This window comes from Caulobacter sp. Root343, from assembly GCF_001425745.1.
In the GTDB taxonomy this organism is placed as follows: domain Bacteria; phylum Pseudomonadota; class Alphaproteobacteria; order Caulobacterales; family Caulobacteraceae; genus Caulobacter.
In genome coordinates this window covers 295,191-315,722 of the sequence record NZ_LMDF01000005.1, presented here as the reverse complement: position 1 = coordinate 315,722, position 20,532 = coordinate 295,191, and the positions used below count along the sequence as shown (strand labels likewise).

The following is a 20,532-nucleotide window of genomic DNA, read 5'->3' as shown; positions in this document are numbered from 1 at the left end:
TGTCCCGCCTTCGAGCGGTTAGGGTCGTCGCATGGCGCAAGACATGACCTACGCGCGGTACCTCGCGCTGGACCAGCTGCTGGCGGCGCAACAGCCGCTGAGCGACCGTCACGACGAACTGCTGTTCATCGTCATCCACCAGACCAAGGAGCTGTGGCTCAAGGAGATCATCCACGAGGTGATGCTGGCCATGCGGCTGGTGGCGGCGCACGACCTGGAGCCGGCCTACAAGGCCCTGGCGCGGGTGTCGCGGATCCAGACGGTGATGACCCTGTCGTGGGACGTGCTGGCGACCATGACGCCGGCCGACTACCTCAGCTTCCGGGGCGAGCTGGGGTCCAGCTCGGGCTTCCAGTCGCACCAGTTCCGCACCCTGGAATATCTGCTGGGCCTGAAGGACAACAGCTTCCTGAAGTTCCAGCAGGAGGGCTCGAGCGCCCTGGCCCAGCTGGAGGCGGCGCTGGCGGCCCCCAGCCTGTACGACCTGGCCATCGCCCAGCTGGCCAAGGCGGGGCTGGCGGTGCCCGAGGCGGTGCTGGCTCGCGACTTCAGCCAGACCTACGCGCCCTCGCCCGAGGTGGAGGCCGCCTGGCTGGAGGTCTATCGCGACACCAAGCGCTATTGGGAGCTGTACCAGCTGGCCGAGAAGCTGGTCGACCTGGACGACGCCCTGGTCACCTGGCGCCACAAGCACGTGCTGACCGTCGAGCGGATCATCGGCGGCCGGCCGGGCACCGGCGGCACCGACGGGGTGGGCTACCTGACCTCGACCCTGCGCCGGCGGGCGTTTCCGGAGCTGTGGTCGCTGAGGACCAAGCTGTAGTGGCGGCGCGCAAGGATCTCTTTTCGAGGGCGCTTTCCGTACCGGGCCGGCTGCACATGGCCGCCCACAGCCACCACCTTTGGCCCGACGTCACCCTGGCCGCCCAGGTCCAGGCCTGGGAAGACGCCGTCGTCCTGGCCGACCACAAGTGGGACAAGGTGATGGGCGAGGTCCATCCGGCCGCCCAGGGGCTGGTGGCGCGCGAGCTCTCTCTGCCTTCCGCCGACACCGTGGTCTTCGCGCCCAACACCCACACCCTGCTGGCCGGGCTGGTCTCGGCGGTCGGCCGGCGGCCGGTGCGGGTGCTGTCCACCGACGGCGAGTTCCACTCGTTCCGCCGCCAGGCCCAGCGCTGGGTCGAGGCGGGCGAGATCGAGCTGACCCTGGTCGAGACCGAGCGTTCGGACTTCGCCGAGCGGTTCTTCTCGGCGGCGCGCAGCGGGACCTACGACCTGATCTTCGTCAGCCACGTGTTCTTCAAGACCGGCCTGGTGTTCGACCGCGTCTGGGAGCTGGCCGCCCTGGCCCGGCCCGAAGGCCCGTGGGTCGTGGTCGACGGCTATCACGGCTTCCGCGCCGTGCCGACCGACCTGGCGGCCGTGGCCGACCGGGTCTTCTACCTGGCCGGCGGCTACAAGTACGCGATGGCCGGGGAGGGAGCGGCGTTCCTGCACGCCCCGCCAGGCTTCGGACCCCGTCCGGCCCTGACCGGCTGGTACGCCGAGTTCGGCGATCTGGAGGGTCCGCCCGGCGGAGTCGGCTACGCCCGCGACGCCAGCCGCTTCATGGGCGCGACCTTCGACCCCTCGGGCCTGTACCGCTTCGTGGCGGCGGGCCGGATGCTGGAAGCCGAGGGCCTGACCACGGCGGCGGTGGCCGCCCATGTGGCGGGGCTGCGGGATCTGCTGCTGGCGAAGATCGCGGCCGGCGAGGCGGGGCCGCTGCGCGACGCCACGGTGGTCAACCCGCCGGGCGACGGGCCCTCGGCCCGGTTCGTGGCCCTGCGGCACGGCTCGGCGCTAGCGTGGAAGACGGCGCTGGCGGAGCGCGGCGTGGTGGTCGACGTCCGCGACGACGTGCTGCGGGTGGGGCTGTCGGCGTACCACGACGAGGGGGATGTGGCGGCGTTCTGCGAAGTCTGTCGCGAACTCAGCTAGCTCAAAAACAACGTGTCATCCCGGCCGCAGCGCAGCGGAGAGCCGGGACCGCGGCAAGCTCAGCGCTTCCGGCGGTCCCGGATCTGCGCGCTTCGCGCTTGTCCGGGATGACAGTTTTTATGGCCTAAGCCGACAGCCGCTCCAGCGCCCACAGCATCGAGCTCATCGCCTCGTGCACCGGCTTGCCGTCGCGTTCGTAGTGGCCGCCTTCGAAGATCTGGACCAGGTCGGCGCGGGCCCGGCTGACACGGCTCTTGACCGTGCCGACGGCGACGCCGATCACCTCGGCCGCCTCCTCGTACGAGAAGCCGCCGGCCCCGATCAGGATCAGCGCCTCGCGCTGGTTCTCGGGCAGCATCATCATCGCCTGGCGCAGGTCGTCCAGGGCGATGGCGCTGTCGAAATTGGTGTTGGCCACCAGGGTCCGCTCGGCGGTCTCCTGGTCCAGGGCGACCGAGCGCCAGCTGCGGCGCTTGTCCGAATAGAACTGGTTGCGCAGGATCATGAAGGTCCAGGCCTTCATGTTGGTGCCCAGGGTGAAGCTGTCGCGGCTGGCCCAGGCCTTGGCCACGGCGTCCTGCGCCAGGTCGTCGGCGGCGGTGGCGTCGCCGCACAGCGACCGCGCGAAGGCCCGCAGGTGCGGGATCAGGGCGATCAGGTCGCGTTCGAAGGTCTTCTGGTCGTGATGGTCCATGACGGCCCCCGTTGGGAATATGCTCAAGCTAAGAACGGGTGGCGGGGGCGTTTGGTTGCAGTGGCGGTTAACGAAAGCCGTCAGTACTCGTCTTCCGGAATGGCCGGGATGGCGTAGACGATCGGCACGACGCAGCCGCGATAGCCGGTGGGCGGGGCCTTGGGCCGTGCGCTCATCAGCAACATGCGGGCGGCGTCGCCGAACGCGGCGGCGGGCTGGGCCTCCAGCACCTCGATCGCGCCGATCTGGCCCCAGGGCGCCACGTCGAAGCGCAGGACGGCGCGCCCGCCGACCCGGCGCTTGCCGAAGGTGGGCGGGAAGAACTTGGTCTCGGGCAGGTTCAGCTCGGCCTGGGTGATCTTGCACGCATCGTCGTCGGCGGGCGGTGGCGCATGCTGGGGCGGCGGCGTCGCCTTGGGCATGGCCTTGAACGCGACGGCGCAGCCGGCGCGCGGCGGGCCGGGGAAGTATCTGGCCTCGGCCACCGCGCTGGCGACGGCGTCGGCGAAGGCGGGCTCGCCGTGCTGGGCCACGACCCGCACGTTGCGCGCGGCCCCGGCGGCGTCGATGTCGAAGCGCAGACCGGCCCAGGCGGGGTCGACGGTCTTGTCGTCGAACGGCCGCAGGTCCGGATAGACGATCGTCTGCGGTCGCCGGCGCGTGGGGCCGTCGCAGTCGCTCCCGGCCGCCAGAGCCTTGCGCAACGGCGGGTTCGGCGCGCGCGGGTCGTCGGCCAGGGCCTCGAACAGCCGGGCGGGCGAGGCCTCGGCGATCGGCGAATAGCGGGGCGCCAGGTCGATCGTGCAGTCCTTGGCCGGCGCGCCCGGCGCGAACCGCCAGCTGGCGATGATGGCCGCCGGCTCGTCGATCGCCCAGGGGATCGTCCCGCCCGGGCCGCTGGCGCGCTTGAGGTCGGTCACGTGGCCATCGGCGTCGACCGAGAAGCTGTAGACCTCGGTCGAGGGCGGGGGCGGCGGCACATAGGCCGCCACGCCGACCGGCGGAACGGGCGGCGTCCACACCTGCCAGACCTTGGGCGGCAGGGCCGCGGCCTCGATCAGCCGCGCCGAGGTCCCGGCGCAGGCGATGCTGGAAGGCGGGGCCGCGAAACTGACCAGCTTCACCGGCGCCTTGGGATCGCCGACCAGCGGGGGAAGGTTGGCGAGGGCGGTGACGGGCGTCAGGAAGGCCAGGGCCAGAAGCAGCAAGCCGCGCATGGACGCTCCGCGATCTAGGGTTGAGGTATTGGCCCTAGCGGGGCGGGGTTGGTCAAGGGGGGAGGGAAACCCCTCAGGTCACCAAGAACGTCGCCGCCGCCGGATTTCCCGTCCCGACCACGACCGCGCCGTCGCGGTGGCGCAGATGGCCGCCGCTTGACGCCGCGAACGACACGCCCTTGCCGCCCGCCAGGCCGGGGACCCGGCGGAAGCTCGAGGCCTTCGGATCGCCGCCCGCAAGGACGATCGCCACCGCCCCATCCGAGCCGACGCTCAGCACGTGGCCGGGCTTGAGGATCGGCTCCAGCGACACCGTCCCGGCCGGGCCGGGGATCTGGCGGAACTGGGTGGCAGCCAACGGCCCGGTCCCGACCACGGCCCGGTCGCTCTCGTGGCGCAAGAAGACGCCCGGCCGGTCCAGCGGGGCGAAGCGGTCGGGGACCGCCCCCGCGCCGACCGGCACGCCGAAGTCGGGCGTCCCGTCGGCCTTGTAGTACAGCCGCTGCGCGCGCGTGTGGCGGTTGGGGTCGAACAGTGGATCGCCCTGGATCTTGCGGTAGTCGCGGCCGTGATAGACCAGCACGTCGCGGCCCTGCTCGTCGACGGTGAACGAATTGTGGCCCGGCCCCCAGACGCCGGTCGCCTCGGACGAGACGAACACCGGCTCCGGCGACTTGGTCCAGGCCTCCGGCGCCATCAGGTCGGCGTCCGCGTCGGCGCTCAGCAGGCCCAGGCAGTAGCGCTCGTCGGTGGCGCTGGCCGAATAGCTGACGAACACCTTGCCGTTGCGGATCAGCGGGGCCGGCCCCTCGGCGACCTTGAAGCCGCGGACCTCCCAATCCAAGGTCGGCACGGTCAGGCGGACCGGCGGCCGGGCCAGGGTGGTCGGCGTCGCCAGCGGGGCCAGGTAGAGGTTGCTGTTGGTCTTGATCCCCGGCTCCTGCTGCGCCCACAGGGCGTAGCGCACGCCCCTGTGGCGGAAGATCGTGGAGTCGAGGGTGAAGGTGTCCCACGGCGTCTGGAACTGGCCCGCCAGCGCCCAGCGGCCGGTCAGGGCGTCCTTGTCCCGGCAGCGCAGCACATAGGTGCGGATGTGGAACGGCGCGTCCTTGTCGCCGGCCGCGAAGTAGAGGTGCCAGCGGCCGTCGATCGCGTGCAGCTCCGGCGCCCAGATATAGCCGCCCAGCTTGCCCGTCGCGGGCCGCCGCCAGATCACCGTCTCCGGGGCGGTGGCGAGGCCGGCCAGTGTGGGGGACCGGCGGATGGCCAGCCGGTCGTACTCCGGGACCGAGGCGGTCATGTAGTACTGGCCGTCGTGATGCCGGAAGATCTGGGCGTCGGCGCGTTGGCGGACGAGGGGGTTGGCCGGGGTGGGGGCGGAGCTGGCCTTGGCGGCGGCGGGGTGGGCAAGGGCCAGAGCCCCGGCGCCGGCCAGCATCGCCCTGCGGGAGGGGGACGGGGCCTGGGGGTTACCGATCGACATGAGGCCTCCTGACCACGCCACGCCCTCGTCGGAGCGGGGGCTGGTTACCTATTGTCTGACAAATAGGATGATCGCAAGGGTGGGGGCGGAAGCCGCCGAGAAGGAACGTCAGACCGCCATTGGCTTTTCATCCCCCAAATCGGACCTTCGAGATTGTTGTCGCACGCCGACCGTATCACTGTGTGTCACGCGCCGAAGTGCTCAGCCTCTAGGGCCTTCACAAAGCGCAGCAGGTTCACCACGCCGTCGAAGATGAAGTGCGCCTCCGCCGTCGAAAGGATCTCATTGTCGTGTGCGAAGGAGGCGTCGTTTCGGACCTTGTTGAAGGCTTCGAATGCCTCGACCGACCCCTTCATGATCTTATCGGACATTGGCGACACCTTCCCGGCCTTACGCAGCGGATTGAACAGCCGACCGACGCGGCCATTCAGGGTGTCGTTGTCATGCACCTCAAGGCCCTTCGCCCGCAGGAGGTGAGCGAACTTCTTCATGCAGTAGGTGTGCAGCCGGTCCAGCGCCGCCTGCGGCTTGCCCGCATCGATGTCCCGTTGGATCGAGGCGACCAGCTCATCGAGCGTCACGTCGGCGGCGAAGCGCTCGATGGCGTCGGTCCTCGGCCGATCTAGGGACCTTTCCACCCGCTCGACGATTTCGAAGTATCGCCGCTTGATGGCCTCGTCGTCCGCCGTCGGCAGCCTGTGGTCAGGCAGATCGCAGCGGTAGGTCCATAGCGCCCGGAGCGCGCGGGCAACTCGCGCTGAAGCTTCCTTTTGGAGGAAGCAGCGGAGGCGCTTGCCCTTTGAGCCGCCGCCCTCTGAATATCGCCCTTCGTCGATGTCGACGCCGACCTCGTCCCGGAAGAAGTCTCCGAAGGTCCTGTCGCTGAAGTCCATCACGTAGCCAGTCTCGAAACTTAGAGCCTTGGCCAGGAACCGCATGTCCGTCGGCTTGATCACATCGGTCGCGAGCTGGGCCGGGGCGCGGACGGCCGCCTCTCCCCTGGACGTTAGAACGACATCGTAGAACCAGGGATCGTCGACCGTGCCGTGGACGGTTTCACCGTAACGGATGAGCCCCTCGTCCCTGAGCCAAATCATAGCGCGCTCGAAACCGACATAGCCTTGGCTGTCGGCCTGAGACGGTTGGTCGATATCGAACCCAAGCACATCGGGGCCGACGCTTTCGCGAGGCCCCGAAGCCAACAGGCGAAGCAGCCGGTCGCGAAGGCCGGCGAAATCTGTATCGGCACCCGAGACCATGAACGTCAACTCGCCGTTTCGATGCAAATGCGACGCACCCGCAGTCCCGTTCTAGCGCTTGCGGAATGGAATGACCGAACCCTCACCGACGGACGGCGGGCGGTCAGCCGGCGCCTTCAACCGCACAACTTCGGCAGCGTCGCGACTGAACCAGCCATTCGGAAGACCGCAGAGGTTCTCGACATCGCCGGCGGTGATCGTGAATTCGACGGCCAGTAGGTCGGCCTTGGTGCGCACGCCCTCGTCGACGATCAGCTGCAAGGCTTCCCGCAGGACGCGAGGCTCGCTCGGCTCCCACTGCCGATCTAGGGGCTCTTCGCGTGACCAGCCCTTGGCAGAATAGAGCTTGTAGAGGTGGGTCGCAAATTCTGGCGGGATGACTTCGAGATCGGCAAGCCGGCGGATCTGGGCTTTAATCGACACTCGCCACCGCTCCTTCAAGGTCAGCAGGCTGGCGAGTGATGGGCTGCGAACCTCGATCGGATAACTCGTCGAGGGCATTAGGAAGGCGCTGGCCAAGCGGAACGCCTGGGTCTCGATGAACTTCAGATCCCGCGCGAACTCCTCCCTGGTGACGCCGCGGTGAAGCACGGCGTGGGCCATTTCATGGGCCGCGTCCATCTGACGGCGAGGGAACGACATTTTGTCGTTGGCCAGGAGGATATGCGGGCGGCCATCCACGGGAGACCAACTGCAGAGGCCGTCGAGTTTGGCCGTGCCCATCTCGATGCTGCCGACGACGAAGCCGACCCGCTCCAGAACGCTGACCACATCGGCGCAGGGCCCGTCGCCCACTCGCCAATGTTGCCTCAGACGCAGGGCGATGCTTTCGATGTCTTCGTCGCGGAGTTGCCGGTAGCTAGCGCCTTCCAGGACATCGGGAAGGTCGAGGGGCGGCAGGTCGACATAGTGCTCGAGCGTGCTGCTGATCTCCTGCAACCAGCGCATCTGGGCCCGCTGGTAGTTTAGGTCACGTGACAAGGTGCTTGCCAGGGACCGGAAGAATACTGGCTGCGCGGCCTCGAACGTCGGCCGCAGGAAGAACTCCTGGCGCACCCGCAGCTCGCTGGCGAGCCGTTGCAGGACATCGAGGTCGGGTGCGGCGCTACCGTCTTCCCAACGCGAAACCGTGCTCGGATTGATCCCCAGCTGTCGCGCCAAGGCAGACATACTCGGAATGCGTCTTGCGTCCCTGGCCTCCGAGAGTCGGCCGGGGATGAACCCAGGTGTACCTACGCGCATGGTCGTTCCCTACTGCTCCTGGCCGGTTAGGACCAGGGGCACCTCCCGGAAAATACTAGGCGCCGTCGCCACCACTTTCGTCCGTCTTGTCTTGCTCCAAGGTTTCGGGCGGCTTGAACGCCTTGCGGCCGGGCCGCAGGCGCACCAACGGCGCGCTGTCGGCACCGGGTTCCTCGGGCGCCGGTTCGGGCGTGGGAGTCGGCGCGTAGCCCGCCAGGAAATTGTCGACGGGCTCATACAACAGGTAGGCCTTGTATTCAGCGTCGATGATGCCGACGGCCACTTCCTCGATCATCCCGGGACGATCGCGGTCGCGGGCGAACAGGAAGAGGACGAAGATGTCGCCCGGCTTGGCGGTGACGTCGCCGAGGTCCAGCCGGGGCGTCAGGAAGTCGTTGAGCAGGACGCCGGCGGAGCGTGATTGGTTCTTGTTCGGGATGTCCTTGGCCACGGGCATAGAGGCGATGCCCAGTACAACACCCGGCGCCTCGCCGCCGAACCGCATAAACGGCTGGAAAGCCCGTACGCCCCGGCCGGGGATAACGCAATCGGGCAGAAGCTGGCCACCGTGGAGCTGGCAGACGTCGACGAATCCCTTTTCGAGCATGCGGAAGCGGGCTTGGCCGACCAGCTCACGCGCCCGCTTCTCGTCGAGGCCGAAATGGTCGCGAACCCCTTCGAAGGCCTTGAGCGCCTGGGCCCCGGCCATGTCGTAGAGATCGATCAGGAGATCCCGAGACAGGTGCGTCATCAGGTGGCTCTTCAGGTCGTCGCCCATTAGAATCAGTTCCGCCTGCTGTGCGTTAAGCCTGATTTGTGCTCTCTATTTTTGCGCAAAGCAATGACCGCCATCGACTTCTCTGCGCGCGGAGGCTATTGGCGGTCCATCACCGTGCTGGTTCCAGCCATGCATGTCGTAGATGGGCTTCGGCGGGGCTTGGCGAGGGGCCTGACAAGCTCCTCGGCTCGAACTATATTGAGAGCATGGCTAAGCCCATGGAAAATAGTCCCCCCGTGGCCCCGCGCAGCGTGCGCGACGCCAGCACCGGTCAGTTCGTGACCGTGAAAGGCGTTGGCGCGCTGAAGGGTCAGCTCGCGCTCAGGAAGGGTGTCGACCTGACCAAGCCGATCGCCTCCCAAGCCTTGAAGCGCGACCGCTCGTCCGCGAAGGCTTAGCGCCGGGCTTTGGCGGGGCTTCTGCTCGACACCCACGCTCTCTATTGGCTCGCCAGCGGCGAAGAGGCCATTTCGGATCAAGCCTTGATCGCCGTCGGGCGGGCTCAGGCGGCTGGAGAGCTTTTCGTGTCGCCGATCTCCGCGTGGGAGCTTTCCGTGGCGACCCAGAAGTCCAGGGCCGCCGGGCGACCGCACCTTGGCGCGGACCCCGTCGATCGCTGGTTCAGATCGGCGACCCGCGCTCTGGGCGCTCGGTTGGCGCCCATCCAGCAAAAGATCTCTCTGGAGGCGGCGCGCGTCGTAAACGAGACCGGGCACAAGGATCCCGGCGATTGCTTCCTGATCGCCACGGCGCGGACGCGGAGTCTTTCGCTGGCGACGCGGGACGCCGTCATTCTCGGCCTATCTCAGACACGCATCGGTTATTTGGCCACGGTCGCCTGCTGACCCTCACCCCTTCCTGAAAAACCCGTGGATCCGCTCGGCCAGCGCTAGGCTCACCCCCTCCACCTTGACCAGGTCCTCGACACTCGCCCGGCCCACCCCCTTGGCCGACCCGAACGCATGCAGCAGCGCCTTCTTGCGCCCCGGCCCCACGCCCTCGATCTCGTCGAGCGGGTTCTTCTTCAGGTCCATGGAGCGCCGCGTGCGGTGGGCGCCGATGGCGAAGCGGTGGGCTTCGTCGCGGAGGCGTTGGAGGTAATACAAGACGGGCGACTTGGGCTCGAGCATGAACGGCGGCTGATCGGGCAGGAAGAAGCGCTCCAGGCCGGCGTCGCGGTCGGGGCCCTTGGCGACGCCGACCACGGCGATGTCGTCGACGCCGAGGTCGGCCATGACCTCCAGGGCCGCGTCCAGCTGGCCCTTGCCGCCGTCGACCAGGACGAGGTCGGGGCGGTTATCGCTGTCGCCCTCTTCCTCCTCCTTGACGAGGCGGGCGAAGCGGCGCTTCAGCACCTCCTTCATCATGCCGTAGTCGTCGCCGGGGGTGAGCTCGGTGCTCTTGATGTTGAACTTGCGGTACTGGCCCTTCATGAAGCCCTCGGGCCCGGCCACGATCATGCCGCCGACGGCGTTGGTGCCCTGGATGTGGCTGTTGTCGTAGACCTCGATCCGCTCGGGCGGGGCCTCCAACTTGAAGGCCTCGCAGACTCCGGCCAGCAGCTTGGTCTGGGCGCTGCCCTCGGCCATCTTCCGCCCTAGGGCTTCGCGGGCGTTGGTCAGGGCGTGCTGGACCAGGTCGGCCTTCTCGCCGCGCTTGGGCACGGCGATCTCGACCTTGCGGCCGCTCTTGACGCAGAAGGCCTCGGCCAGCAGCCCGGCCTCGGCCGGCTCGAGGTTGGCCAGGATCAGGCGCGGGATCGGCTTGTCGTCGTAGAACTGGCCCAGGAAGGCGGTCAGGATCCGCTGTTCCTCGGTGGTGTTCTCGTCCTCGGACTCGTCGGCGGAACCGGCGACGCGCGGGAAGTAGGCGCGGTTGCCCCAGTTCTGGCCGGCCCGGAAGAAGAACACCTGCACGCAGGCCTGGCCGCCCTCGACGTGCAGGGCGACGACGTCGGCCTCGTCCACGGTCTCGGGATTGATCTGGGTTTCCTGGGCCACCGAGGACAGGGCGCGGATGCGGTCGCGCAGGCGGGCGGCGCGCTCGAACTCCAGCTCCTCGGCCGCCGCTTCCATCTCCTTGGCCATGGTCGCCATGACCGCACGGGACTTGCCTCGCAGGAAGGCCTCGGCCTGATCGACCAGGGCTTGGTAGTCGTCCTTGCCGATCAGGCCGGTGCAGGGGGCGGCGCAGCGCTTGATCTGGTGCAGCATGCAGGGCCGGTCGCGGCTGTCGTAGACGCTGTCGCTGCACGAGCGCAGCAGGAAGGCCTTCTGTAGGGTGTTGAGGGTGCGGTTCACCGCCCAGGCGCTGGCGAACGGCCCGAAATAGTCGCCCTTGATGGTGTGGGCGCCGCGGTGCTTGCGCAGCTGCGGGGCGTCGTGGTCGCGGCGGATGACGATCTCGGGGAAGCTCTTGTCGTCGCGCAGCAGCACGTTGAAGCGCGGCTTCAGCTGCTTGATCAGGTTGATCTCGAGCAGCAGGGCGTCGGCTTCGGTGCGGGTAGTGATGAACTCCATGGCCCGCGTCGCGTCGACCATGTTGGCGATGCGGTTGGTGTGGAAGCGGCCTTGCGCGTACTGGATGACGCGCTTCTTCAGGCTCTTGGCCTTGCCGACGTACAGCACCTCGTCGGCCTCGCCGATCATCCGGTAGACGCCGGGCGCGTCGGGCAGGCGCGTGACCTCGTCCTTGATCAGGGCGGCGCCGGACAGGCGGGGCGAGGCGGAGGTGTCGGTGGTGGTGTCGGTCACGAGGGGAGATATAGGCGAGTCCGGCGGAGTCAGCGATCTTCTCGGGCGTGGTGAATCCGCGCGATTGTCACGCGGTCCGGGCGAACCCGATAGCTGATGACGTAGGTCCAGGTTCGGAAGCGAACGACGAACTCGCGCATCTCGCTGATCTTGGAAGACCGGCCGCGTTCCGGAAAATCGCGCAAACCGTTGATGGCCATTCGAAGCGTGACGCCAAGCGCTTCAGCGTAAGGTGCGTCGCGATCCGCAAGCCAAGCTTGTAGGCGTTCGAGATCAGCCCAGGCGGGGCCAGCAATAACGATCCGCCGCACCGATCAGCGCTTTTGTCCGAAGTTCAGTAGTCGAGCCTCGACCTGTTCCCAGGGTATGCCGCCCGTTTGATCGGCTTCATCGCAGATCGCTTCGAGTTCCCGCCAGTAGGCGGCGTCGCGTTCGCCGGAGCCATCGCCGCGCGCGCCGGTCCATTGAGCTTCGTTATCTTGCAAGCCCGGCTCTTCGACGGCGCGCCTTAGGATGTCGAGCGCGTACTCTTCCACGGTCTGCCCCGCCGCCTTAGCGCGCGCGAGGAGGCTCTGGGTGAGCGCCGCGTCGAGCTCCAAGATCATTCCGTCATCACCCATGTTCCCATGATGTTCCAATCCCGGTTTGTCGTCAACGCACGCAAACGCTATGACCCACCGCATGACCACGCGCCCGCTCTTCGTCACCCCGCTCTATGAAGCCAGCCTCGCCGGCGAGAAGGGCTTCGAGGCCTTTATCGACGAGCTGCACGACGCCTGCGTCGCCATCGCCGAGGATGACGAGGCCGGCCAGGCCTGGGCCTATAACAAGGGCTATCTGGGCTACACCTCCTACGCCTCGCTGAACGACCTGCCGCAGCGCGACAGCCTGTTCGCCGACCTCAAGAAGAAGCTCGACAAGCACGCCGCGGCCTTCGCCAAGGACCTCTGTTTCGACCTGGGCGCGGGCAAGCTGGTGATGGACAGCCTGTGGATCAACATCCTGGAGCCGGGCGGCCAGCACAGCGGCCACATCCACCCGCACAGCGTCATTTCCGGCACGGTCTATGTGACCATCCCGCCGGGCGCCTCGGCCCTGAAGTTCGAGGATCCGCGCCTGCCGATGATGATGGCCGCCCCCACCCGCGCCGACGATGCGCCCGAGGACCTGCGGCCGTTCGTCTACGTCCAGCCTGCGCCGGGGACGGTGCTGCTGTGGGAGAGCTGGCTGCGCCACGAGGTGACGCCGAACCAGGCCGACGAGCAGCGGATCAGCATCAGCTTCAACTACGCCTGGCGGTAGGGCGTAGGCGCCCTTCTCCCCTTGCGGGAGAAGGTGGCCCGAAGGGCCGGATGAGGGGTTGATAGCCGGCTCCGCTCGCACCCGGCGTCGACGGCCGTCGCGGCGGTTCTGGTCGTGCGACCCCTCGCCCGACCGCCTCTGGCGGCCACCCTCTCCCGCAAGGGGAGAGGGGGAACCATCATTCGGCAGAGCTGTGAACTTTACCGTTGGCCCACGGGTTCTCTCCCGCGAGGAGACCCCGCCATGGCCCATTCCCCCGACCCTTCGCCACCCGACCACTCCGGCGACGCCATCACCATCCAGAAGATCCAGCCGTTCGGTGACGGCGGCATCGTCCTGACCACGCCGTCGCTGGACGTCGATGGCCATCTGGAGGACCGCCATTCGGCCTATCACGAGAACCGCTCGCCGCCGCTGGTCTGGACGCCGGTCGAGGGCGCGGCGGCCTATGCCATCGTGGTCGAGGATCCCGACGCCCCGCGCGAGCGGCCGTTCGTCCACTGGCTGATCTGGAACATCCCGGGCGAGGCCACCAGCTTGCCGGAGGGCCTGCCCAACACGCCCGGCCTGGGCCAGGTCGGCGGGGCCGTCCAGGGCGTCAACGACAACGGCGCGGTCGGCTGGTTCGGCCCGCGCCCGCCGCCCGGCCACGGCCTGCACCGCTACCACTTCCAGATCTTCGCCCTGGCCGAGCGGCTGACCTTCGGCCCCAACATCCCGCTGGAGACCCTGGTCAGCGCCCTGAAGGGCGACACCCTGGCCGACGGCGTGCTGGTGGCGACCTACGAGGCGCCGGAGACCCTGCCTCCCCATTAGGGGGAGGTGGATCGCCGCGAATACGCGGCGAGACGGAGGGGGTCCGCGAAGCGGTCGTGCGTTGGCCCATTCACAGGGCCCCTCCACCGGCGTTCGCCGGTCCCCCTCCCCCGGAGGGGGAGGAGAGCAGGCCTCAGTCGCCGATCGACACGAAGCCATGCGCCTCGGCCAGCGTCATCCCCGCCGCGATCCGCGCGGAAGGATTGGGTCGGGGCTCGGCGACCTTGTGCAGCGTGTTGCGGTCGACGTGGCGGAATGGGGCGGTGCGGCCGCGCACCTGCAGCATGGTGGTGGAGACATACGACCAGCCGCCGTCGGCCTCGAAGGCGACGTCCAGCTGGTAGGAGTCGGTGCGGAACGCCCACTCCAGGAAATCGGTCGAGCAGATCCCATAGCCCGGCCCGCCCCGCTCGGCCCGGACCATCAGCCCGGAACCGTCCGCCGCGGCCTGGCCCTTGGCCAGCGCCACCTGGCCGCGCGGGATGGCCAGGGTCTGCATGATCAGGCCGGTGGCCGGCTCCCACAACCAGTAGCCGACCTGGTCGTGGAAGGTGGTGTCCTCGTCCGAGGCGACGATGTGGACGTGGTAGCGCAGGCCGTAGAGCAGCTGCGGCCCGTTGGCCTGCGGGTCGATCGGCTGCATCTCGATGCGTTCCAGGAAGTCGCGCCGCTCGGGACCCTCGGCCTTGGGGTTCAGGTCGACGCCCTTGGTCCCCTCCCACACGCCGGCCAGCCGTCGCAGGGGGCCCAGATTGGCCAGGGTGTCCGGATCCACGTCCGCCGGTTCGGTGAAGATGTCGTCGGAGAAGGTGATCATCGGATCCGCGTCAGGGCAAAGCTGAGCGCCGGGTCTAGCGTGACGCCCCTCGGCGTCAAGCCCTACGGCCCGCAGGTCCAGGTCCCGGCATAGACCCGCTTGGCGCCGTCGGCGCGGTCGTAGGTCAGGGTGGCGGGGTAGGCCGGGGACTCGCCGCCGCCGGTCGCCGGGCCGGTGATGGCGATCTTGATCGTCTTGCCGGCCCCGGTGAAGGTCGCGCCGTTGACGAGGCCGTCGAAGCCGCCCGGCGCGGCGATCCGCTCGACATAGGTCCCCACCTTGACCAGGCCCTGGGCGGCGTCCTTGGAGCCGACGAAGCCATAGGCGACCAGCAGGGGGTCGGTGGCGTCGGTCCGGAAGTGGCAGCCCAGCTCGCCATCGAGGTCGTTGGCCTGGAAGTCGGCGCGGGTCAGGCCCGACAGCTGGATCTGGGATCCGTCCCCGCCCATCGTGGCGCCCTCGGCCGGCGTGGCGTTGACGGGCGCGGCCGGCGCGACCGCGGGGGTGCGCACCTCGTCCGGCGCGGCCGGGGCGGCGGGCTGATCCTCGGTCTTCTGGGGCGAACAGGCGCCCAGGGCCAGGACGGCGGCGATCACCGTGGCGAGGCGGTGGTTGGTCATGACGTCCCCCTTGTGTCTGGAGAACGACGCTAGACGACCGCCGGTTCAGCCGCCATCGAACTCGCCTTCCAGCCCTTCTCCAGGGTCCAGGCGGCGATGGCCAGCCACAGCAGGCCCAGGAAGGCGTGGCCGCGCTGCCAGTAGCCGACGTCGTGGCCGGTGCGGACATTCCACACCCCGGTCAGCAGGGCGAAGACAATCAGCAGGCCCAGGAACCAGCCCAGCGAGAAGTGGGCCAGCCGTCGGTAGCCGGGCTTGCCCCACAGGGCCCAGGCGGCGAACAGCGGCGCGAACTGGATCGCCAGGCCGACGCCGCAGGCCCGGTGCATCGGGTCGGGCCAGTGGAACACCCCGGCGAAGAAGGCGCCCAGGCCGGTCAGGGCCACGAACAGCCCGGCGAAGGCCGAGACCACTCGCCGGCCGCCGGCCTGCTCCAGCGCGTGGGTGAAGCCGGCCCCGGCCAGCAGGCCGGCGATCCCGGCGACCATCATGCCGTAGTTGAACACCGCCGGCATCGGCGCGTCCGGGCCGCCCAGCTCGCTGATGAACTGGGCGCCGGCGTCGAAGCCGGGGAACAACCGCTGAGCGACCAGCACGTCGGCCACCATGATGGCCGGCGCGATCACGCCGATCTTCAGGAATGCGCCGGTGCGGGCGGTCACGCGTGGGGGATCCATTGACGCAAGAGGGAGGCTTCGGATTTTGGGCCTGATCCGGGCGAAATCAATGGCTGATCATTCGAGGAAGGCGCGAAACCCCTCTCTCATAGAGAGAGGGAGGGGCCCGCCGCCATCGGCGGTGGGAGGGTGAGAGGTTTCACCGTCAGCCGGTGAAACTCTGACCCGCGACTTGCTCCCGCCTCAAACCCAACTCTCGCCAGGAGCGGTAAAGGGGAGTTTCATTCTGGGAGGGTGTAACCTCTCACCCTCCCATGCTGCGCATGGGCCCCTCCCTCTCTCTCAGAGAGAGGGAATAACCCCCAATCACTTCGCCGCCGACGGGTGGCCCGCCGGGGCGAAGGCGGCGCCGAAGAAGTCGCCTTTCTTCCACACGGGGCGGGCCGGAGTGTCGGCCAGCTCGCGGGCGATCTCGTAATTGACCAGGGCGAACTTGGCGGCCGCCTGGTAGTCGATGGGCTGGTTCAGGTCATCGCCCGGATGGTGGTAGTTGGTCTTCAGGAAGGTGGTGAAGGCCTTTTCGCCGCCGTTCTGGAAGCCGGTCATCAGGAACACCGACGGGATCCCCTGCTCGACGAAGCGGTAGTGGTCCGAGCGGGTGAACAGGCCTTCCTCCGGCAGCGGATCGCCCGACAGGGCCACGCCCACGCGGCCGGCGGCGTGCTTGACCGCCTCGCCGACGGTCGAGCGGTCGGCGCCGAACGCGATCACGTCGGTGAACGGATACAGCAGCACCGGCATGTCCAGGTTCACGTCGGCGGCGATGTCGGCCTTGGTCACCGTCGGGTTGTTGGCGAAATAGTCCGAGCCGATCAGGCCCTTCTCCTCGCCGGTCACCGCCAGCAGGATGATCGAGCGCTTGGGACGGACCTTGGTGTTCTTGAAGCCGCGCGCCACTTCCAGCAGGGTGGCGATGCCCGAGGCGTTGTCCAGGGCGCCGTTGTTGATGCGGTCCTCGCCGGGCTTGGCGTTGTCCTTGATGCCGATGTGGTCCAGATGGGCCGACAGGATCACGGTCTGGGCCTTCAGCGTCGGGTCCGCGCCCTCGATCATGCCGACGACGTTGCTGCTCTCGCGCTTCTCGATCTCGGTCTTGAGAACGACATTGGCCTTGGTCGCCAGGGCGAAGCCCTTGACCGCGCCGGCCGGGGTCTCGGCCTCGGTCAGCACCGTCGCCAGCGGCGTCGGCGCGCCGGCGAACAGCTTTTCCGCCCCGGCCAGGCTGAGGGTCACCAGGCTAGGCGCGCTAGGCGCGCGGATGGCGCCGACGTCCTGGGCGTTGCGCCAGATCACCCGCCATTCCTTCATGCCCATCAGGCCGCGCGCGAACGGGCGACGCTTCTCGCTGCTGGTGGTCGGCATGATCATCACGCCGACCGCGCCGCGCTTGGCTGCTTCCAGGCGCTTGACGTTGGGATTGCTGAAGTGGGCGCGCTCCTCGGTCTGGATGGAGGTCGGGGCGCCGCTCAGCATGACGACGATCTTGCCCTTCACGTCCAGGCCCGCGTAGTCGTCGCGGCCCCGGCCGGCGTCGACCAGGCCGTAGCCGACGAAGACCAGCGGCGCGCTCACCGTCAGGTCGGCCGCCTGGGCCTGAGGACCGGGCAGGTAGTCCTCGCCGTACTTCAGCGCCGCTTCCTTGCCGTCGGGGCCGGTGATCGCGACCGAGCCTTCGCCGTTAGGGCGGTAGGCCAGCAGCGGCACGTGCTGCTGGTAGGACGTCCCGGCGGCGGTCTTGTCGCCGGCCGGCTTGACGCCCAGCAGGGCGTACTGGGCGGCGACGTAGTTGGCGGCGATGTCGTAGCCGCGCGTGCCGGCCTCGCGGCCTTCCATGGCGTCGTCGGCCAGGAAGGTCATGTGGGCCTTGATGGCCTCGGGCGAGGGGACGAAGTCCGAAGCCGCGGCCTTCTTCATCGAGGAAGCGGCGGGCTTGGCCGGCGCGGCGGCCAGGACGGGTTGCGCGACCATGAGCAGGGCGGCGCTGGCGAGCGCGGCGCGACGCGTGAACGACATGTCTGTGAGAGCCTCTCGGGAAAGCGGACCGCCCCCGGCCCGCGCAGGGGCCGAACCATGTCGGTGTGCTGACGGCTTGTCGAGACGGCCGCGCCTGAACGTTTTGTAATGTTGGGCAGGAATTGTCGCCGAGAACCGCGTTCTCGCAATGGGCTTCATTCACCCCGCGCGCCAAGGCCAGCAACGTTCCCCGCCAAGTTCGGTTAGCGGCAGATTAACCCTGGCGGAGACCGGCCAGGCGGGCCGGAAACAGGGTTAACGGATGCTAAAAAAGATGACCGAACCGTAAATTTTACCATTTTTGGTTGCATCTCCTTAACCGAGATGGCGCGAAAACCGACGTCAAGAACGCAACGGCAAAGACGCCAACCAAGACGCCAACCCAGGGGGACATCCCATGCAGGCTCTTTCAATCGCCGCCGCCGGCATGATGGCCGCCGCCGACCGGCTCCAGGCCAGCGCCCAGCGCGTAGCTTCGGCCGGGGCGCAGGCCGACCGGGCCGAGACCCTTGGCGACGTGGATTATGTTGGCGAGCGGGTCGGGCAGATCAGCGCCGCGAACGACTTCAAGGCCAATGCGGCGGTGATCCGAACCGCCGACCAGATGACCGGCGCGCTGCTCGACCTCAAGGCCTGAGCCCCGCCACAACGACGTTAGAGCCTGACCAGACGGTTCGGTCTTCCACCGGAACGGACGGGCTCTAGCCGCCGGACGCCCAAAGCGCGCCCCCCTTGCAGCGGGCGTTCGGCAGCCGCCTCCCGCTTTGCCCCCTAGTCTTGCGGGAGGCGGCCCCCAGTTTTTGTCTCCTTCTCCCCTTGCGGGAGAAGGTGGCCCGAAGGGCCGGATGAGGGGTCGATAGACCTGTCGGCTTGTATCCGGTCTGTCCGCCGTCGCGGCGGCTCTGTTCGTGCGACCCCTCACCCGACCCGCTGCGCGGGCCACCCTCTCCCGCAGGGGGAGAGGGGTTGTGGGGTGTTTATGTTCATGTATTGTTCTCATCATGGTGGAGCGCTCGCGACAAGTCGCCTTTGCTCGACGTCTGCGCGGCCAAGCGCCGTCGACGGAGCAGTTGCTGTGGCGGTTGCTGCGCGACCGGCGGCTCGACGGCCTTAAGTTTCGTCGCCAACTGCCGATCGGGCGCTACGTGGCGGACTTCGTGTGCTTGCGCCATCGGCTGATCGTGGAAGCCGATGGTCCGCATCACGATCAAGCACGGGACGCCCAGCGCGACGCGTGGCTGCACGGCCAGGGTTTTCGGGTGCTGCGCTTCAGGAACGAACAGCTGAGCTACCCCGACAGGGTCCTCGGCCAAATCCTCGAAGCCATCGCAATTCCCCCTTCTCCCCTTGCGGGAGAAGGTGTCGGCGAAGTCGACGGATGAGGGGTCGCACAAACGAAAACCGCCGCGACGGCGGTGAGGCTGTCGCGGCGGATCTGTTTATCAACCCCTCACCCGACCCGCTGCGCGGGCCACCCTCTCCCGCAAGGGAGAGGGGAACTATTTCGCCCGATCCATCAGGCCGGCGAACCGCTCGAACAGGTACAGGCTGTCGGTCGGTCCTGGAGACGCCTCCGGGTGGTGCTGCACCGAGAACACCGGCTTGTCGGCCAGTTGCAGGCCGGCGTTGGTGCCGTCGAACAGCGAGACGTGGGTCTCCTGGACCGGGGCGGGCAGGCTTTCGCTGTCGACGGTGAAGCCGTGGTTCATCGAGACGATCTCGACCTTGCCGGTGGTCAGGTCCTTGACCGGATGGTTGGCGCCGTGGTGGCCCTGTTCCATCTTCACGGTCTTGGCGCCCAGCGCCAGGGCCAGCATCTGGTGGCCCAGGCAGATGCCGAACACCGGCTTGCCGCTCTCGACCAGCTTCTGGATCTCGGGCACCGCATACAGCCCCGTGGCGGCCGGGTCGCCGGGGCCGTTGCTGAGCAGCACGCCGTCCGGGTTGCGGGCCAGGATGTCCTCGGCCTTGGTGTCGGCCGGCACCACCGTGGCGCGGGCCCCGACATGGGCCAGGGCGCGCAGGATGTTGCGCTTCACGCCATAGTCGATGACGACCACTTCGTACTTGGGCTTGTCGAGCTTGGCGTAGCCCTCCGGCCACGACCACAGGCCCTCGTCCCAGGTGAAGGTCTGGGTGGTCGAGGCGTCCTTGGCCAGGTCCAGGCCTTCGAGGCCGGCCCAGGCCTTGGCCTTGGCGACCAGGGCCTCCAGGTCGAACTTGCCGTCGGGCGCGTGGGCGATGACGCCATGCGGCATGCCGGTCTCGCGGATCTTGCGGGTCAGGGCGCGGGTGTCGATCCCGGCCAGGCCGATGACGCCCCGCGTCTTCATCCAGGCGTCGAAGTCGCTGTTGGCGCGCCAGTTGGCCTGCTGGGTCGGGACCTCGCGGAACAGGGCGCCGCGGGCGGCGGTCTCGGCCACGCCGGTGACCTGCTCGACGTCCTCGACATTGGTGCCGACATTGCCGATGTGCGGGAAGGTGAAGGCGACGATCTGGGCCATGTAGGACGGGTCGGTCAGGATCTCCTGATAGCCCGTCATGGCGGTGTTGAAGCACACCTCGCCGACCGCGTCGCCGACCGCGCCGCAGCCCACGCCCTGCAGGATCGTGCCGTCGGCCAGGGCCAGTACGCCGGTAACGCCGGGAAGAAGGTCTTGGGACATTCTGTGGAGCGCTCCTAACGCGTGTTGACGGGTGTCTATTTTCGCAAAAAGGCGGGCCAGAGGTAACCCCCTGCCCGCCAAGCAAACGGCGGGGTGTCTAGGGGGTATGGGGGAGGGGGTCAACCCCTGCCGGACCCTTGGCGATCACGCGATTTTCGCTTGGCTCCACATTCCCGTGATATGCGACCGCGCCCCCTCGCGCGGAGGCCTTAAAA

The 20,532-nt window shown here is 68.3% G+C and carries 21 protein-coding genes and 2 pseudogenes; 9 read left to right on the top strand and 14 right to left on the bottom strand.

Annotated features, from left to right (window positions below; all coding sequences use genetic code 11):
* Positions 1–31: 31 nt before the first annotated feature.
* Both ASC70_RS05510 and ASC70_RS05505 read left to right on the top strand, forming a co-directional pair.
* Positions 32–823 carry a tryptophan 2,3-dioxygenase gene (locus tag ASC70_RS05510; protein ID WP_056047252.1) on the top strand — a complete coding sequence of 264 codons (792 nt, stop codon included), beginning with the start codon at positions 32–34 and terminating at the stop codon, positions 821–823.
* On the top strand, positions 799–1,980 hold the full coding sequence (locus ASC70_RS05505; RefSeq protein WP_056047247.1) for an aminotransferase class V-fold PLP-dependent enzyme: 1,182 nt from the start codon (positions 799–801) through the stop codon (positions 1,978–1,980). Before ASC70_RS05510 ends, ASC70_RS05505 begins: the two co-directional genes overlap by 25 nt.
* Before the next feature lie 124 nt (positions 1,981–2,104).
* Here ASC70_RS05505 and ASC70_RS05500 read toward each other — a convergent pair whose 3' ends face one another.
* The 6 genes from ASC70_RS05500 to ASC70_RS05475 form a co-directional block, all read right to left on the bottom strand.
* The gene (locus ASC70_RS05500; RefSeq protein WP_056047245.1) at positions 2,105–2,674 is read right to left on the bottom strand and encodes a sigma-70 family RNA polymerase sigma factor; all 570 of its coding nucleotides are present in this window, start codon (positions 2,672–2,674) and stop codon (positions 2,105–2,107) included.
* 80 nt (positions 2,675–2,754) lie between these two features.
* Positions 2,755–3,891: a TonB family protein gene (locus tag ASC70_RS05495; protein ID WP_056047242.1), complete on the bottom strand. Its 1,137-nt coding sequence runs from the start codon at positions 3,889–3,891 to the stop codon at positions 2,755–2,757.
* Between the two features lie 73 nt (positions 3,892–3,964).
* Complete coding sequence (locus ASC70_RS05490) at positions 3,965–5,374, bottom strand: family 43 glycosylhydrolase (RefSeq protein WP_056047238.1); 1,410 nt, start codon at positions 5,372–5,374, stop codon at positions 3,965–3,967.
* 185 nt (positions 5,375–5,559) lie between these two features.
* Positions 5,560–6,633 (bottom strand): abortive infection family protein, encoded by a 1,074-nt coding sequence (locus tag ASC70_RS05485; protein ID WP_369815107.1) that lies wholly within the window; start codon positions 6,631–6,633, stop codon positions 5,560–5,562.
* A gap of 51 nt (positions 6,634–6,684) precedes the next feature.
* Complete coding sequence (locus ASC70_RS05480) at positions 6,685–7,875, bottom strand: ImmA/IrrE family metallo-endopeptidase (RefSeq protein WP_082539857.1); 1,191 nt, start codon at positions 7,873–7,875, stop codon at positions 6,685–6,687.
* 55 nt (positions 7,876–7,930) lie between these two features.
* Positions 7,931–8,653 carry a hypothetical protein gene (locus ASC70_RS05475; protein ID WP_056047233.1) on the bottom strand — a complete coding sequence of 241 codons (723 nt, stop codon included), beginning with the start codon at positions 8,651–8,653 and terminating at the stop codon, positions 7,931–7,933.
* A gap of 218 nt (positions 8,654–8,871) precedes the next feature.
* On the opposite strand from ASC70_RS05475, the gene ASC70_RS24810 reads away from it, so the two are divergent.
* Positions 8,872–9,051, top strand: coding sequence for a hypothetical protein (locus ASC70_RS24810; protein ID WP_156396128.1), 180 nt, complete (start codon positions 8,872–8,874; stop codon positions 9,049–9,051).
* Between the two features lie 9 nt (positions 9,052–9,060).
* On the top strand, positions 9,061–9,498 hold the full coding sequence (locus ASC70_RS05470; protein WP_056047230.1) for a type II toxin-antitoxin system VapC family toxin: 438 nt from the start codon (positions 9,061–9,063) through the stop codon (positions 9,496–9,498).
* A gap of 3 nt (positions 9,499–9,501) precedes the next feature.
* Here ASC70_RS05470 and uvrC read toward each other — a convergent pair whose 3' ends face one another.
* Genes uvrC through ASC70_RS05460 form a run of 3 tightly spaced genes read right to left on the bottom strand, consistent with a single transcriptional unit; the run spans position 9,502 to position 12,011 of the window.
* Entirely contained in the window at positions 9,502–11,418 is a 1,917-nt protein-coding gene (gene uvrC, locus ASC70_RS05465) for an excinuclease ABC subunit UvrC (RefSeq protein WP_235519289.1), read from the bottom strand.
* A gap of 17 nt (positions 11,419–11,435) precedes the next feature.
* Entirely contained in the window at positions 11,436–11,717 is a 282-nt protein-coding gene (locus ASC70_RS24355; protein WP_082547409.1) for a type II toxin-antitoxin system RelE/ParE family toxin, read from the bottom strand.
* Positions 11,718–11,720: 3 nt separating this feature from the next.
* A complete protein-coding gene (locus tag ASC70_RS05460; RefSeq protein ID WP_056047224.1) occupies positions 11,721–12,011 on the bottom strand; it encodes a hypothetical protein in 291 nt (96 codons plus the stop codon).
* Positions 12,012–12,087: 76 nt separating this feature from the next.
* Between ASC70_RS05460 and ASC70_RS05455 the strand changes: the two genes are divergently transcribed.
* Entirely contained in the window at positions 12,088–12,708 is a 621-nt protein-coding gene (locus ASC70_RS05455) for a TIGR02466 family protein (RefSeq protein ID WP_056048447.1), read from the top strand.
* Positions 12,709–12,951: 243 nt separating this feature from the next.
* Positions 12,952–13,524 (top strand): YbhB/YbcL family Raf kinase inhibitor-like protein, encoded by a 573-nt coding sequence (locus ASC70_RS05450; RefSeq protein ID WP_056047221.1) that lies wholly within the window; start codon positions 12,952–12,954, stop codon positions 13,522–13,524.
* Between the two features lie 133 nt (positions 13,525–13,657).
* Here the strand turns inward: ASC70_RS05450 and ASC70_RS05445 are convergent, their stop codons facing one another.
* The 4 genes from ASC70_RS05445 to ASC70_RS05430 form a co-directional block, all read right to left on the bottom strand.
* A complete protein-coding gene (locus tag ASC70_RS05445) occupies positions 13,658–14,341 on the bottom strand; it encodes an FABP family protein (protein WP_056047219.1) in 684 nt (227 codons plus the stop codon).
* A 62-nt stretch (positions 14,342–14,403) separates the two neighbouring features.
* Entirely contained in the window at positions 14,404–14,961 is a 558-nt protein-coding gene (locus tag ASC70_RS05440) for a hypothetical protein (RefSeq protein WP_056047215.1), read from the bottom strand.
* Between the two features lie 29 nt (positions 14,962–14,990).
* Positions 14,991–15,638, bottom strand: a complete 648-nt coding sequence (locus ASC70_RS05435; RefSeq protein WP_056047212.1) for a DUF998 domain-containing protein — start codon at positions 15,636–15,638, stop codon at positions 14,991–14,993.
* Positions 15,639–15,944: 306 nt separating this feature from the next.
* Positions 15,945–17,651, bottom strand: coding sequence for a M20/M25/M40 family metallo-hydrolase (locus ASC70_RS05430; RefSeq protein WP_056047210.1), 1,707 nt, complete (start codon positions 17,649–17,651; stop codon positions 15,945–15,947).
* 397 nt (positions 17,652–18,048) lie between these two features.
* Between ASC70_RS05430 and ASC70_RS05425 the strand changes: the two genes are divergently transcribed.
* The 3 genes and pseudogenes from ASC70_RS05425 to ASC70_RS05420 all read left to right on the top strand — a co-directional run.
* Positions 18,049–18,288 carry a flagellar basal body rod C-terminal domain-containing protein gene (locus ASC70_RS05425; protein WP_047407490.1) on the top strand — a complete coding sequence of 80 codons (240 nt, stop codon included), beginning with the start codon at positions 18,049–18,051 and terminating at the stop codon, positions 18,286–18,288.
* 95 nt (positions 18,289–18,383) lie between these two features.
* Positions 18,384–18,457, top strand: a pseudogene (locus ASC70_RS25905) (hypothetical protein); the annotation flags it as partial.
* A gap of 165 nt (positions 18,458–18,622) precedes the next feature.
* A pseudogene (locus tag ASC70_RS05420) lies at positions 18,623–19,033 on the top strand (DUF559 domain-containing protein); the annotation flags it as partial.
* Between the two features lie 117 nt (positions 19,034–19,150).
* On the opposite strand, the gene carA reads toward ASC70_RS05420, so the two are convergent.
* Positions 19,151–20,317: a glutamine-hydrolyzing carbamoyl-phosphate synthase small subunit gene (carA, locus tag ASC70_RS05415; RefSeq protein WP_056047207.1), complete on the bottom strand. Its 1,167-nt coding sequence runs from the start codon at positions 20,315–20,317 to the stop codon at positions 19,151–19,153.
* Positions 20,318–20,532 lie beyond the last annotated feature (215 nt).